Origin of the sequence: Listeria rocourtiae FSL F6-920 (genome assembly GCF_000525975.1) — a bacterium.
Classification (GTDB): Bacteria; Bacillota; Bacilli; order Lactobacillales; family Listeriaceae; genus Listeria_A; species Listeria_A rocourtiae.
This window is the reverse complement of the sequence record NZ_AODK01000030.1, coordinates 17242-32432: the sequence shown is the minus strand read 5'-3', so window position 1 is coordinate 32432 and position 15191 is coordinate 17242. Positions and strand designations below refer to the sequence as shown.

Genomic DNA, 15191 nt, shown 5'->3' with positions numbered 1-15191 from the left:
GATAGGGATCATAATCGCAATCCTCATCTGTTTTTTTGTTAGTTTTTCAAACCTAAATGTTCACGGAAAGTTTTTGTTGCTGTAGCTTTTGATTTGGATTCTGGTTCGTAGTAGTAGAGATTGAAACCGTAAGCTTCACTGTAAATGGAGACACCTTCGCCCTCCATTTTGAGTGTGTCGACATCATTTCTTACGCTGGAGTAGCTAGTAGCGATTTCTAGGATATCATCCATCGCAAGGTTTGTCGTAAAGTTATCCCCCACTGCTTTTAGAAGCTTATTAAAATGAGTGATGGAGGAAGTGCCGGCTAGTTCATTACTGATGCCCATGATGACATCACGTTGTCGATCTTGACGTCCAAAATCTCCGCGGGGGTCCTCATGACGAATTCGAACGTATTGCAAGGCTTCTTTTCCATTCAAATCAATCTTGCCTTCTACAAAGCGTTTGTTAACGTTGGTTAGATTAATATCATTCGTAACACGGACGCCACCCACAGCAGATACAAGATCACTGAAGCCTTTCATATTGATAGTAACGTAGTAGTCGATGGGAACATTCATCAGTTTCTCTACAGCACCTACAGTACCTTCTGCGCCTCCTTTAGAGTAGCTACCATTAATTTTGCCTATATTGCCGTCATCATAGGTCACTTTCGTATCTCGTGGGATACTAAGCATTTTGACGGAATTTTTTTTCTTTATTAATTGTCGCGAGAATCATAGAATCAGAACGTCCATTTGTTTCACCAGCCCGGGCATCTGTCCCAATCATCAGAATTGAAAAAGCATGACCATCTGCTAGTGTACTAGTCGAGGCTTTATCTTTAGACAATGGTACGTGAATGCCGTTCAATGTTTGTTGGATACCGTTATAATAGTGAATCGCAAAGGCACCTAGTGTGAACATAATGCCTAGTAGGATAACAAAGGAGATTTGCAGTCGATGCATCAATCTGGATGGCTTTTTCTCGAAGGGTTGAAAGCGAATTGTATCCATATTTAGTCCTATCTTTCTGTGTGTTGACACGTCTTATTTTATCTAAGTAATATTTATAAGTGGTATAAATTGACCTTTATTGTTAAACTTAATGCTATCATAATGTTATCACTCCAAGGGCTATAAATCAAATTAGAATTTAATGATAAATTGGAAGGAATTTTGCCATGAAAGAAGAAAATAAGGTTTTAAAAATGTCGCAAGGTTTGATTGTCTCGTGTCAGGCTTTGGAAGATGAGCCGCTACATAGTTCACATATTATGGCTAAAATGGCACGTGCTGCTGAGGTAGGTGGGGCGGTCGGAATTCGGGCGAATACAGCTGTGGATATTGTAGCGATAAAAGAGGAAGTGGAGTTACCGGTTATCGGAATTTATAAGAAAAACTATGGCACATGTCCAGTTTTTATTACGCCAACAATGACTGAGGTGGACGAGATTGTCGCATCGGGGGCGGAGATTGTAGCGATGGATGGGACGAGTCGAGTGAGGCCTGATGGGACTGTGATTTCGGAGTTGTTTCCTGAAATTAGACAGAAGTATCCTGAGCAGTTTTTTATGGCAGATGTTGCTACACTGGAGGAAGCGATTGAGGCAGAGCGGTTAGGATTTGATTTTGTAGCGCCTACTTTGTTTGGTTATACGGAAGAGACGAGCGGGAAAAAAATTGCGGATGATGATTTCGCTCTTTTGCGTCAAATGGTGCGCGAGATTCGAATGGCTGGCGTTATTGCGGAAGGGAATGTTTTGACACCAGAAATTGCAAAACAGATTCAACAGATTGGTGTTTTTGCGATTGTGGTTGGCGGTGCAATTACGAGGCCGCAATTGATTACAGCGCGCTTTGTTGATAGTTTGAAAGGGAATTCGTGATGAGACGCGAATTTCTTTTTCTTTAGTTTGTCTAGTTGACTTGTTGGTTTTCTATGATATATTTCACTTATGAAAGCGTTTAACTAACTGGAAGGTGTGATAGCATGTTTTGGACGAAAGAAAAGGTACAAAACCGAAATGGGGAGCTTAGCCAATATCGCTATGTGATATCGGAGCTGATTTCAGATTTTGATATCATGGAAGATTCGCTAGGTGCGATTGGGAGTTATCCTACTGGATTAAATTTTAAGGAGAAAATCGCGCTTGGAGAGAATTGGTGTGGTCGAGATCGTTATGTTTGGTTGAGGGCAAGTGTTGTATTACCAGCTAAACGAGAAGGGCATCGGATTTTGGGTTTTTTTGATTTTGGGAAAACAGGAGATGGTAATAATTCTGGTTTTGAGTCACTATTGTTCATGAATGGGGAGCCTTATCAGGGGGTGGATCAGAATCATAAAGAAGTGTTTTTTTCGGATGATTTGGCGGGAACACGGGTGGAACTGATTTTTAGATTGTGGTCGGGCCTTGAGGGTGGTGGTCAAGTTAGTGCGCAGGAGCATCGGATTAAGGAGGCTTTTATCGGCTACTTAGATGTGGCGGTGGATGATCTTTATTACACGGCTTTTGCCACTTTACAGACACTTGACTATTTGGCAGAGAATAGCACAGAGCGTTACGGTTTGATGCAGGCGCTAGATCATAGTTTTCGAGTGATTGATTGGGCGAATCCTGGTAGCGCGGAGCATGTGGCATCGTTACATGAGGCCGGAAGGTTGCTTAATTTAAAGATTGATGCGATGCCGAAAAATTTTGATGTGACGGTGACGTGTGTTGGCCATACGCACATTGATGTAGCTTGGTTGTGGCGTTTGAAGCATACGCGTGAGAAATCGGCACGCTCATTTTCAACGGTGATGCGATTGATGGAGCAGTACCCGAATTATGAATTCTTGCAGTCACAGCCACAGCTATATGCTTATATTAAAGAGGATTATCCGGATATTTATGCAAAGATGAAGGCGCGAGTTGCGGATGGGCGCTGGGAAGCGGATGGTGGGATGTGGCTGGAAGCGGATTGTAACATTCCTTCTGGAGAGTCATTAGTGCGCCAAATATTACAAGGGACGCGGTTCTTTAAGGAGGAGTTTGGCAAGAATAGTAAGTTTTTATGGTTGCCAGATGTGTTTGGCTATAGTTGGGCGTTACCTCAGATTTTGAAGAAATCAGGCCTAGAGACGTTTATGACGACGAAGATAAGTTGGAATCAGTTTAATAAAATGCCACATGATACATTTTGGTGGCGCGGGATTGACGGTTCGGAAATTTTGACGCATTTTATTACGACACCTGATAATGCGCATGATATCTATTATACGTATAATGGAAATATTACGGCGCGTGCGGTGAAGGGCGTTTGGGACAGTTATAATGATAAAAATTTGAACAATGAGTTGCTCGTTTCGTATGGTTTTGGTGATGGTGGCGGAGGACCGACACGCGAGATGCTAGAGATGATTGACCGATTTGATAAGATGCCGGGTATGCCAAAAGTAGAAACGGGGCTTGCTGGGCCTTATTTTGAAAGATTGCATGAACGTGTGGAGAATTCGGAGGAGTATGTACATACGTGGAATGGTGAGCTTTATTTTGAGTACCACCGCGGGACATATACTTCGCAGGCGCATAACAAGAAAATGAACCGAAAATTGGAGTTGTTGCTTCGAGATGCTGAATGGTTTCAAGTGCTACAGATAGCACAAACAGGAGATTTTGAAGCGTATCCAAGTGATCTTCTTCGCGAAAGTTGGCGAATTGTGTTGCGAAATCAGTTTCACGATATTATTCCAGGTTCCTCGATTCAGGAGGTGTATGAGGATTGTGTCGTGGAGTATGATGAGGCGGAAAATTTGGCGTTGATGGCATATGACGAGATGAGTGCAATGGATGAGAATACGCTAAATTGTGTGACGTTAATGAATAGTTCGATTTGGGAGCGACCGCGTTTGGCTGAAATTGCGATTCCAACATTGGAGACGGTGATTTGGAAGGATGCGGTTGGGAAACGTTTGGATGCTGAGCGGAATTTGGCGGGGAGTTGGTTAGTTGCTTTGGATGGTTTGACTTCCTTTGGGACGGAAACATTGACGTATGAAGTGACTGCTGAAAATACCGAGGTGAAGCCGTTAGCACAAGTTGTTCATAATGGCTTGGAGACGAATCGTTATCGTGTGACTTGGAATGAAGCTGGGCAGTTTACGCAAATCTTTGATAAAAGACATGCGCGTGAGGTTCTGGCAAAGAATGAGGCCGGTAATGTGTTGCAGGTTTTTGAGGATAAACCGCTGAATTTTGATGCATGGGATATTGATATTTATTACCAAGAAAAAAATGCGTGAGGTGACGCAGCTAGAAAGTGTGGCGGTGACCCAAAATGGTGAACTTCAAGCGACAGTTCGAATGGAGTGGTTATATGGTAGCTCGACGATTGCGCAAAACATTCATTTTTACCGAGATAGTGCGCGAATTGATTTTGAAACGGAGATTGACTGGCATGAAAAGCAACAGTTGCTAAAAGTGGCATTCCCAGTGGATGTTATGGCATCGGAGGCGACATATGACATTCAATATGGAAATGTGAAGCGACCGACGCATTGGAATACGAGCTGGGATTATGCGCGTTTTGAGACAGTTGGACATCAGTGGGCAGATTTGAGTGAGACGGGATACGGTGTCAGTATTTTAAACAATTGTAAATATGGTCACGATATTAAGGATCATGTCATGCGCTTAACGCTACTGAAATCAGCAATATATCCGGACGTCACGCAAGATCAAGGCGAGCACATGTTTACGTATGCACTACTGCCGCATAAAGGTGATTTTGTGGAAGGCGATGTAGTGCAGGAGGCTTGGGCGCTTAACAATCCGCTACGTGCTGCACTTGGATCGCATGATAATCGCTCATTGTTAAGATCGAATCATGAGCAGATTCAAATTGATGCCGTGAAAAAAGCAGAGGATGATGATGCGATTATTGTTCGATTGCATGAATTTACGGGTGGTCGTTGTCATGTAGTGTTAACAAGTGACTTTCAAATAGAATCATGGCAGGAATGTGATTTGATGGAACGGCCAATTGCTGAAAAAGAGACTGGTAGATGGAGTTTTTCAGTTACACCGTATGAGGTGAAAACTTTTAAAATTCAATTGAAATAGCTTGGCGATACCTTGACAAAGTAGGCTTGATTTAGTTCTTTGTTAAGGTATTTTAATCCATTGAAATGGAGTGTGGCTTTTGTTACAATGAGGAGGTACAACTAAAACGCTTACAAGTGTGGTGTGAACAGCTAATTTATATACATAACATATCTAATGTTTTACTGCACACAAAAAAAGGGAGGATTTAAAACGTGAAGCATTTTTACAAAAAAGGATTAAAAATTGTTTTAGCAGCGAGTTTGACGGTTGGAATTGGTACAACATCGATTGGGAGTAGCGCCTATCTAGCAAACGCCGCAGTCAACCCTAATCTTGCGCCTATCCAAATTTTGGGAGTGAATGATTTTCACGGGGCATTGGATACGCCTTCAAGCTCACCACTTGGTAAAATTGGCGGTGCGGATTACTTGGCTACAAACTTGAACAATACAGAAGCAACATTTTTGGCAGCGAATGGTTTAGCGGACAACTCGGCAAGTAATTCGATACGCGTGCAAGCGGGGGACATGGTCGGTGCGAGTCCAGCAGTATCAGGTTTATTGCAAGATGAGCCAACAATCAAAGTGCTAAATCGGATGAAATTCGAAATTGGGACGCTTGGAAATCATGAATTTGATGAAGGCTTAGCGGAATTTAAGCGAATTTTAGATGGTGGAGATACGTCCGATTTTAATGAAATCACGCAGAACTACAATCATGAAGCATCCGACATGTCAATTGTCGTTGCGAACGTGGTGAACAAGTCTGATGGCGCGGTTCCTTATGGCTTCAAGCCGTATGAGATTAAAAATATGGGTGGTGTGGACGTTGGATTTATCGGCGTTGTAACGACTGAGATTCCATCACTAGTACTAGCGAATCATATTCAAAATTTCAATTTCTTAGATGAAGCGGAGACAATCGCTAAATACTCGGCGGAATTACAAGCAAAAGGTGTGAATGCAATTGTCGTCTTGTCACACGTTCCAGCGCTGACTCCAGGTAATCCAACAAATGGAGAAGGTGCAGTTTCTGGTGCAGCTGTGGATATGATTAACAAGGTGAATCAGATAGCCCCTAACAATAGCGTCGACCTTGTTTTAGCCGGACACAATCATCAATATACGAACGGAAAAGTAGGGAATACACGCTTGGTGCAGAGCTACAACAATGGGAAAGCGTATTCGAATGTAACAGGTATACTTAACAAAACGACAAAAGATTTTGAGGCAACTCCTAATGCGGAAATTAAATACAATTTACAAGACGTAACGCCAGATTCGGCGGTTCGCAGTGTTATTGACGAAGCTTATTCATTAGTGAACCCTGTCATCAGCAAGCCGATTGGAAAAATGGATAGTGCAGTGCTGACACGTGATACAAATGCGGATAATGAATCACCACTGGGTAATTTAATTACAGACGGTCAACGCGAAATGGCAAAGCAAGCTGGAATTCCGGTTGATTTTGCGATGACAAATAACGGTGGGATTCGTGCAGATCTTGTTGGAACAGCGGCAAGCGGTTCATATGCAGTTACTTGGGGCGCAGCGCAAGCCGTACAACCTTTTGGAAATATTTTGCAAGTAGTCGAACTTTCTGGAGCAGATATTATTGAAGCTTTAAATCAGCAATATGACGAATCTGAAAAATACTTCTTACAAATTTCTGGTTTGACATACACGTACACAAAAAGTGATGCTGGTGAGAAGCGCGTAGTTGATGTGATGAAGGAAGATGGCACGAAATTAGACACAGCAGCGACGTATCGTGTAGTAATCAATGATTTCCTATTTGGCGGAGGTGATTCTTTCTTTGCTTTCACAAAAGGAAAACAAGTCGATGTTATTGATCCTGATACAGACACATTTATCAATTATATTCAATCACAGATCAAGCTTGTAACGCCTGAACTTGGTCGCAAAACTTTCAAAACAGAAGCAGAAATAGCGAAGGAAAAAGAAGATGCAGCAGTTCAAGCGATTACGGATAGTACGACTTTTGTATCGTATAAAGAAAAAGATGCTGTATTTAAAGGAAAAACAATTCCAGGCGCAACCGTTTCGTTAGACACTTTGGCAGTGCAAGCAAGAGTAGCACCAGTTGTTGCGGATGCAGATGGTAATTTTGAAATTGATATGAGTAGTGAAAATTTGAAAGAAGGAGATACATTTGGCATCACGGTAACGGATGCAGACGGTTACAGCAAGACATTTACAGTAGCTGTTATGGCTGCAGATCCAATTGATAATGGTGGTAGTGAAGAAATTCCTGGCGATAATAACGGGAGTGACATAGACTTACCGGATATGGGTAATGGGAACGGCAGTACGGCAACGTTAGAACCGGTTATTCCTCCAGCAACAGGGGATAAATCATCAGTGGTTGTTCCTGTGAAAAATGAGAACTTGCCACAAACTGGTGACGAAAATCAAACGGGTATTGTGCTCGGTGGATTAGTGTTAATCGGTGTTGGACTTTATTACGTAAGACGAAAAGCTTAATCATGCAAAAAAGACTCCAATCAGGAAATTCTGATTGGAGTCTTTTCTATACTAAACTTCCATAATGATTGGTAAAATCATCGGACGGCGCTTTGTTTTTTCATATAAAAACGGTTGTAGCGTATCTGTGACTTCATTTTTAATCTCGGACCATTGTGTCGTTTTGCTGTCCATTACTTTGTTTAAATGACGGCGCAATAAACCTTGTGCCTCATTAATCAGATTGCCAGATTCACGCATGTAGATGAAGCCACGGGAAATGATATCTGGACCAGCCATCACTTTATTTTTAGCCGCACTGATGGAGACAACAACGATAACTAAGCCTTCTTCGGACAAGACACGGCGATCGCGTAAAACGATATTACCGATATCACCAATTCCGCTACCATCGATATATACGTTGGCTGCTTGGATTTTTCCTGCAACGTGTGCAGTATCAGCAGTTAGAGCCAGCACATCTCCATTTTCCATGATGAAGCTATTTTCATGAGGAACACCACAATAAAACGCGGACTGGGCATGTAATTTCTGCATTCGGAATTCCCCATGAATTGGCATGAAATATTTAGGTTTCATGAGACGAAGCATCAGTTTCTGTTCTTGTTGGCCACCGTGACCAGATGTATGAATGTTGTTAACTTTACCGTGAACAACCTCTGCACCGGCTTGGAAAAGTAGATTAATTGTGCGGTTTACGCTAAGTGTATTTCCCGGAATTGGTGAGGAAGAAAAGACAACGGTATCGCCGGGTTGAATTTGGATTTGACGATGGGTACCGTTCGCAATACGCGAAAGTGCAGCCATCGGTTCTCCTTGACTACCGGTACAAAGAATCGTGACCTCATTGGCGGGTAGTTTATTCAATTGTCCCCATTCGATAAATGTGTCTTTCGGCGCTTGGATGTAGCCAAGCTCGATACCAATTGTGATAGCCGAGTCCATACTACGACCGAAAACAGCAATTTTACGACCAGTTGCAACAGATGATTCTACAACTTGTTGCAGACGATAAATATTGGATGCAAATGTCGCGAAAATAATCCGACCATCGACATCGCGGAAAATATTTTTAATACTTTCGCCAACGATACGCTCGCTCATCGTAAAATTAGGAACTTCCGCATTGGTAGAATCTGAAAGGAGGCATAGCACACCTTCTTTTCCTATTTCCGCCATTTTTGTTAAGTTTGCAGGCTCACCAACAGGTGTAAAGTCGAATTTGAAATCACCTGTGTGAACTATATTTCCAGATGGTGTTTTGACAACAACCCCGTAGGAATCAGGGATACTGTGCGTCGTTGCGAAGAAGGAAACACTTGTTTTTCGGAATTTGAAAACATCTTCTTCTTCAAACTCGTAAATTTTCGTTTGACGCAGTAAGCCGTGTTCCTCTAATTTATTGCGGATAAGTGCTGCTGCGAGTTTTCCAGCATAAATGGGAATATTGAGCTCACGAAGCAAGTAAGGAACGCCACCGATATGATCTTCGTGACCGTGCGTAATGAATAAACCTTTAATTTTTTTCTTTGTTTTTGATTAAATACGTGTAGTCAGGAATAACGTAATCAATACCAAGTAGCTCGTCCTCTGGGAACTTGATACCAGCATCGATGAGGATTATCTCATCCTGAAACTGCACGCCGTAAGTGTTTTTTCCGATTTCGCCTAGACCACCGAGTGCGAAAACAGCTGTTTCATTATTTTTTACAAATTTCATAGCGGTTTACTGCCCCCACAGTTGGAAATCTTCATTTTGTTTTTCGTATTGTAGATGGGCTTCACTCAATTGTTCTACTAACTCAATATGGAAGGGTTGGTCTTTAAGAATAACGCGCACTTCTGGCACGCCACTTGCTTCCACGTAGATGGACTGTGTTTTTTCTCTGACAGGTGTTTCGGTTTTTGTTGCTTGATAATAAACTTTAAAAATCATTTTTTTCTCTCCTTTATGTTTCGTTATTATTCATTGTAAAAATAGCATTGCTCCTCATTTGCAATCTATTTACATAATAAATTCATGGATAAAATGGTATGACTTGTGAAAAAGGCAAAAAGAAACAATGGTAGCCGTGCATAAAGTTTGGCTACGATTTTAGAATATACATGACATTCTGCGTTTTTTTCACCTACTCCAATTGAATACCATTATTCTGCGCATTTTAAACAAAATGGACAGCAAATGATTTCAATTCACGGTAGGTTTCATAAGTCACTTCTTTGTAAAAATAAAATCCGAACTTTTATCCTTGAATTCTAATATACCATAAAAAAAGATAAATGCTACTACAATCTACTCAAATAGATTGAAAAAGTGATAGAAGCTTGGAAAATCATATTTTGATTGTACAGATATTTTTTATAGAGGTATGATTTGTTTTCAAAGTGGTGAGATTAATTGCATAGTTTCTATCCGCTATCGCACTTTTTTTTGGTATACTTATGATGAGATTAGTAATTGGGTGCATTTTTCCCGCAAATTTGGTCTGAGGAGATTTGAGCGATGAAGAAAATTGTGTTTTTTGATGTAGACGGTACGTTGGTTAATGACAACAAGGAGATTCCAGATTCAGCCAGAAAAGCTGTGAAAGCCTTACAAGATAAAGGTGTTTATGTGGCGATTGCATCTGGGAGGGCTCCTTTTTTACTGAAAGATATATGTGAGGAATTGAATATTAATTCTTATGTGAGTTTTAATGGACAATATGTTGTTTTTGAGGGGGAAATGGTGTTTGATAACCCCCTGCCACAGGATTCAATGGAGCGCTTAATTGAAATTACGGAGAATTTGGACCATCCACTTGTGTTTATGAATGAGGAGACACTGCGGACGAATATTCCGGATCATCATAAGGTACATGAGGGTATGAATTCGCTGAAAGAAGGTTATCCAGAGCTTGACGCAGAATTTTATAAAGGCCGAACGCTGTATCAATGTTTATTGTTCGCTGATGAGAGCCATGATGCATTTTACAAGGATAATTTTCCAGAGTATGGTTTCTTGCGCTGGCATGATGTGTCGATGGACGTGGCTCCCGCAAACGGCTCGAAGGCGGTTGGAATTCGAGAAATGTTGAAGCGCTTGGATTTCAACATTGAGGATGCTTATGCGTTTGGCGATGGGTTGAATGATATTGAAATGTTACAAGAAGTTGGCACGGGAGTCGCGATGGAGAATGGACGTGATGAAGTAAAGGCAATTGCTGACTTTGTGACGGATTCCGTGGATAATGACGGGGTTTTGAAGGGATTACAACGTTTAGGGTTATTATAAGCAGAAGAGCGGCGAATCAGAGCGAAGATTCGTCGCTTTGTCGTCTAGAGTAGGTTGTTAAGGATAGTATCTTTCTGCTCTCAAATTAATTACCGTGATTGTGATTTCTTGTTGTTTCTTCCATATATCCGTTGCGAAAATGGGTATGTAGGGGTAAAATAGAACTGAATCTTTGCTTTAAAGGAACAAAGATTACACAAAACTTAAAAGGAGTAGTTACAAAATGAATGATAAAATGGGTAGCAAGCAGTTTCAGCCTTACATACCTGCTTCCAAATCACTTCCGGAATTGACAGTAACTTCTATCGTTCTTGGTATTATTCTTGCAATTTTATTTGGTGCGGCAAATGCTTACTTAGGGCTCAAAGTAGGCTTGACGGTATCTGCGTCAATTCCGGCAGCTGTTATTTCGATGGGAATTTTGCGTGGTATTTTTAGGCGGGATTCGATTTTAGAAAACAACATTGTACAGACGATGACAACAGCAGGGGAAGCGCTCGGTGCTGGTGCGGTGTTTACGATTCCAGCGCTCTTTATGCTAGGTGTAGACATCAACCAGATTATGCTAGTATTCATCGTGCTAACAGGGGGATTCCTGGGCGTGTTCATGATGGTACCGCTTAGAAGAATGCTGATTGTTAATGAACATGAGACATTGCCTTATCCAGAAGGAACGGCTTGTGCGGAAGTTCTAAAAACAGGTGAGAAAGGTGGCGGGGCACAGGCAAAACTCGTTGTATTTGGTTTCGGAATTGGGGCTCTTGTGAAAGTTCTTACAGATGGTTTCAAAGTTTTCCGAAGTGACGTACAGACGGGTATTTATAATTTTCAAAATGCTTTTATCGGTACACAGATTTATCCGGCTCTACTTGGTGTTGGTTTTATTATTGGTCCAAAAATTGCGGGTCAGATGGTAGCGGGTGGCTTGATGGCGTCCCTTGTTTTGATTCCAGCTATTGCGTTTTTCGGTGCTGGTAGTTCAGACATTATTTTTCCAGCTTCAGAAGCATTGAAAACGCTAGATGCCAGCATGATTTGGGATAATTACATTCGCTATATTGGTGCCGGTGCAGTTGCAGCGGGTGGTTTGATTACGCTTGCGAAAACGATGCCAGCGATTATCCAGACGTTGCGTAGCACGATGGTTGGAATTAATAAGAATAAAGGACAGAAAATGCTAGAAATTGAGCGTACAGATAAAGATATTCCAATGAAATGGGTTTTAATCGGGATTACTGTGTTAATCGTTATTATCGCGTTTGACCCATTTACGAATGTGGGCATTATTGGTGCTTTAGCAATTGCGATTTTCGGATTCTTATTTGTTACGGTTGCATCGCGAATTGTTGGGATTGTTGGTAGTTCTTCTTCGCCAGTTTCTGGGATGACAATTGCGACACTTCTGATCGTAGCGATTGCTTATAAATCATTCGGTTATAGTGGCACAGAAGGCATTGTACTGACATTGACGGTTGCGGCGATTGTTTGTACGGCACTTGCTGTTGCGGGTGATATTTCACAAGATTTAAAAACAGGGTACCTCGTTGGTGGAACGCCTTGGAAGCAACAAGTTGCGATGATGATTGGTGTTATCGCTAGTGGTCTTGTGATGGGTTACATTTTGACACTGCTAGATAACGCATATGGCATGGGTTCAGAAGCTTTACCAGCTCCAAAAGCTGCGCTGATGAAAATTTTAGCAGAAGGTATCTTAAATGGCAATTTGCCTTGGACCTTAATTTTTATCGGTGTTTCGATTGCTATTGTTATTGAATTCTTAGGTATGAACTCGCTTGTGTTCGCGGTAGGTCTCTATTTGCCACTAAACATCAGTGCAACCGTTATGTTCGGTGGGTTCGTGCGCTTAATCGTAAACCAAGTGATCAAAGTGAAAAAAGATAAGGAAAAAGCAGCACGGATTGAGCGTGGGACATTATTTGCATCTGGTTTAATTGCTGGGGAATCATTACTAGGCGTTATTATTGCGTTCATGATTTCAGTTAATCCGAATATTATTCCAACGGAGTACTTGTTGACAAATCAATGGCTACCGTTCCTGGTATTCTTGATTGTATGTACGTTGCTTTACTTCTCTACAGTACCAAGGAAACAAAAAGCATAAATGAGGTGCTGAATATGCGAAAAAAAGAACGGCGAAATATGTTGGAAGAAATTCCGATTTTGAAAGATAATCTAGCTTTGGAAGTTATAGATAAAGAGAAGTATTTGATTGTACCGCGCTCTGCTTGGTTGGAGCGCGTGGCGACGAAGCTTTTGAAACAACCAACAGAGCGGCGAATTAAGTTGGATGAGCATGGTTATTTTATTCTTACGCAAATGGACGGGAAGACGACAATTCCAGAGATGGAGGAGCGATTTTCGCGAACATTTGGGAATGAGGATGGGATGAGTTTATCAAGATTGGTCCGATTTTTGCAGATTATGGATTCGTACAGTTGGTTGAAGTGGAAACGAGGATGAAGAGGAGTAGCGGAGGTCAGTATTTTGGTCTTCGCTCCTTTTTTATGCCCTTATTTAACAGATGATATTCTTGGATTAACTAGTGTATTTGGAGATAAATATCTTTGCTATAGTTGCCAAAGACGAATGAGTGAAAAGGCAATCGAAGTGTTAAAATCTAATAAGTAAGGTGTCATAGAGTTATCTTTTGTAGTACAGTAACTTAGCCTATTAGAGAGAATTCACGCTAATAAAACGGATATTACTGTAATCACCCAACAAAGCACCGTATTCTTTTAAAAGCGTAGGAGAATACCTCGTGGGAGTGTTGCTATTCCGATGAATGTCACCTAATATACCTTTATTTTTTGTTGTAACGCTACGGAATATGATATGGTGAGATGGAATATATTACGCAAGGAATCGCAGGAAGAGTGGTTTAGATGATAAAGAAATTGTTTGGTAGTTTGAGTATATTGACGCTGGCGGCTTGTTCTGGTGCCGGTGATTATGAGATTGATGTGAATGATAAGTATCAAATTGTAGCGATTAACACGATGGAACATGATTTTGTACGAAGATATCCTGATGGTGCTATGGATAATGTTTTTAAAGTTGTCAAAGATGATACAGAAGAACCGATTGGGAATATTGTAGCGTTAGATTGGGATGAGACGTATTTAATTGCTAAATCAGAGGACACGGAGGAAACGGGGGCGAGTCGTTTGAAGCATCGCAATCCGCAGTATTGGCTTTTTGATTTGAAGAGGGAAAAGCCTTTTGGACCATTTGACCTGGAGGCGTTTACGGAATTTAAGGAGCAAAAGGGAATTGGTTTAGAACTGATTCCTTATGAAAAGCGGATAAAGAGGGAGGAGCGGAGGCATGACTAAAAAGGTTTGGCTAAACGTACGGGGCTGTAACGTTGCCTGCTTCGTTGGTGTTGCGATCTTAGCTCCGAATTACGGTTTTCCATATTTGTATCAAATTATTATTTTCGTGGCCATGTTTAGGGTATATTTTTCATTAATAAGTATGTGCAAAAGCGGAAAAATATCAATAGAATGAGCAAAAAGCCATCGAATCAATATCGAATCGGTGGCTTTTTGCTGTCTCCTTGCCTCTCTTCCTTGAGGAATTTCAGTTCAGCGATAATCATAACGCTGATGATTATCAGCAAGTACCAGCTAGTAATTTTGCCGAATCCCACGAGTTGCCAGGTAACTTCTTGATTGGGATAATACCAAGCACCGAAGAAGCTGGCGATGTTTTCTGCAACCCAGATGAAGAACGCGATGAGCAAGAAGGATAGAGATAATGGCATTTTTAAGCGTCTGTCGCCAACAGTGAATGATACGACAGTGCGCAGAAAGAGGATTAGGACGGCGATAATGAGTATGTAGCGAAAGTCCCAGATGTAATGATGCGTGAAAAAGTTAAGGTAAATCGCAGCGCAGAGCGTGATAACATAGCCACTCTTGGGCCAGTTTTTGACATTGAGATCGAAGCGTTTCCAAGCTTGACAAATATAGCTGGCGACGCTCGAATACATGAAACCGCTATATAGTGGGACGCCAAAAACTTTTGTATAGGCATCTTCTGGGTAAGCCCATGAGCCCATCTGGATTTTATAGATTTCAAGAACAAGACCGATGACGTGAAAAAGCATGATGACTTTGAGCTCGTCCCACGTTTCTAAACCGAATTTAATCAAAAGCATTTGTGCGATGATGCAGATGACGAGCAATATGTCGTACCTTGGAATAAGGGAAATGTTGATATATTTAGAAAGAGCGAGTGAGAGAAAAATGATAGCTGGGAAAATACAACAAAGTATTTGTGTCCATGTGAATTGCCAGAGTAGGGATAGAAATCGCATCTAGT

At 41.4% G+C, this 15191-nt stretch carries 8 protein-coding genes and 3 pseudogenes; 7 read left to right on the top strand and 4 right to left on the bottom strand.

Going from position 1 to position 15191, the window contains the following annotated elements; translation table 11 throughout:
• Window positions 1–38: 38 nt before the first annotated feature.
• A pseudogene (locus PROCOU_RS10330) lies at window positions 39–999 on the bottom strand (LCP family glycopolymer transferase).
• 167 nt (window positions 1000–1166) lie between these two features.
• Between PROCOU_RS10330 and PROCOU_RS10325 the strand changes: the two are divergent.
• The 3 genes and pseudogenes from PROCOU_RS10325 (at window position 1167) to PROCOU_RS10315 (ending at window position 7573) form a co-directional block, all read left to right on the top strand.
• Window positions 1167–1871, top strand: a complete 705-nt coding sequence (locus PROCOU_RS10325; RefSeq protein ID WP_036072192.1) for an N-acetylmannosamine-6-phosphate 2-epimerase — start codon at window positions 1167–1169, stop codon at window positions 1869–1871.
• Between the two features lie 104 nt (window positions 1872–1975).
• Window positions 1976–5087, top strand: a pseudogene (locus PROCOU_RS10320) (alpha-mannosidase).
• A 194-nt stretch (window positions 5088–5281) separates the two neighbouring features.
• The gene (locus PROCOU_RS10315; protein ID WP_036072190.1) at window positions 5282–7573 is read left to right on the top strand and encodes a bifunctional metallophosphatase/5'-nucleotidase; all 2292 of its coding nucleotides are present in this window, start codon (window positions 5282–5284) and stop codon (window positions 7571–7573) included.
• A gap of 51 nt (window positions 7574–7624) precedes the next feature.
• Here the strand turns inward: PROCOU_RS10315 and rnjA are convergent.
• Window positions 7625–9293 (bottom strand): annotated as a pseudogene (gene rnjA / locus PROCOU_RS10310) (ribonuclease J1).
• A 6-nt stretch (window positions 9294–9299) separates the two neighbouring features.
• Entirely contained in the window at window positions 9300–9509 is a 210-nt protein-coding gene (locus PROCOU_RS10305; RefSeq protein WP_036072188.1) for a DNA-dependent RNA polymerase subunit epsilon, read from the bottom strand.
• 567 nt (window positions 9510–10076) lie between these two features.
• Between PROCOU_RS10305 and PROCOU_RS10300 the strand changes: the two genes are divergently transcribed.
• The 4 genes from PROCOU_RS10300 to PROCOU_RS10285 all read left to right on the top strand — a co-directional run bounded on the left by PROCOU_RS10300 (window position 10077) and on the right by PROCOU_RS10285 (window position 14200).
• On the top strand, window positions 10077–10847 hold the full coding sequence (locus tag PROCOU_RS10300; protein WP_036072186.1) for a Cof-type HAD-IIB family hydrolase: 771 nt from the start codon (window positions 10077–10079) through the stop codon (window positions 10845–10847).
• 223 nt (window positions 10848–11070) lie between these two features.
• Window positions 11071–12969, top strand: a complete 1899-nt coding sequence (locus tag PROCOU_RS10295) for an OPT family oligopeptide transporter (protein ID WP_036072184.1) — start codon at window positions 11071–11073, stop codon at window positions 12967–12969.
• Between the two features lie 14 nt (window positions 12970–12983).
• Window positions 12984–13328 carry a PqqD family protein gene (locus PROCOU_RS10290; protein WP_036072182.1) on the top strand — a complete coding sequence of 115 codons (345 nt, stop codon included), beginning with the start codon at window positions 12984–12986 and terminating at the stop codon, window positions 13326–13328.
• Between the two features lie 422 nt (window positions 13329–13750).
• Window positions 13751–14200 (top strand): DUF3997 domain-containing protein, encoded by a 450-nt coding sequence (locus PROCOU_RS10285; RefSeq protein WP_036072180.1) that lies wholly within the window; start codon window positions 13751–13753, stop codon window positions 14198–14200.
• Window positions 14201–14391: 191 nt separating this feature from the next.
• Here the strand turns inward: PROCOU_RS10285 and PROCOU_RS10275 are convergent, their stop codons facing one another.
• Window positions 14392–15186 (bottom strand): DUF817 domain-containing protein, encoded by a 795-nt coding sequence (locus tag PROCOU_RS10275; protein ID WP_036072176.1) that lies wholly within the window; start codon window positions 15184–15186, stop codon window positions 14392–14394.
• Window positions 15187–15191: the final 5 nt, after the last annotated feature.

What these genes read in the sequence shown, in the direction of transcription:
- PROCOU_RS10275 (WP_036072176.1), bottom strand. Translation starts at nt 15,186, where the DNA reads ATGCGATTTCTATCCCTACTCTGGCAATTCACATGGACACAAATACTT.
- PROCOU_RS10305 (WP_036072188.1), bottom strand. Translation starts at nt 9,509, where the DNA reads ATGATTTTTAAAGTTTATTATCAAGCAACAAAAACCGAAACACCTGTC.
- PROCOU_RS10285 (WP_036072180.1), top strand. Translation starts at nt 13,751, where the DNA reads ATGATAAAGAAATTGTTTGGTAGTTTGAGTATATTGACGCTGGCGGCT.
- PROCOU_RS10325 (WP_036072192.1), top strand. Translation starts at nt 1,167, where the DNA reads ATGAAAGAAGAAAATAAGGTTTTAAAAATGTCGCAAGGTTTGATTGTC.
- PROCOU_RS10290 (WP_036072182.1), top strand. Translation starts at nt 12,984, where the DNA reads ATGCGAAAAAAAGAACGGCGAAATATGTTGGAAGAAATTCCGATTTTG.
- PROCOU_RS10300 (WP_036072186.1), top strand. Translation starts at nt 10,077, where the DNA reads ATGAAGAAAATTGTGTTTTTTGATGTAGACGGTACGTTGGTTAATGAC.
- PROCOU_RS10295 (WP_036072184.1), top strand. Translation starts at nt 11,071, where the DNA reads ATGAATGATAAAATGGGTAGCAAGCAGTTTCAGCCTTACATACCTGCT.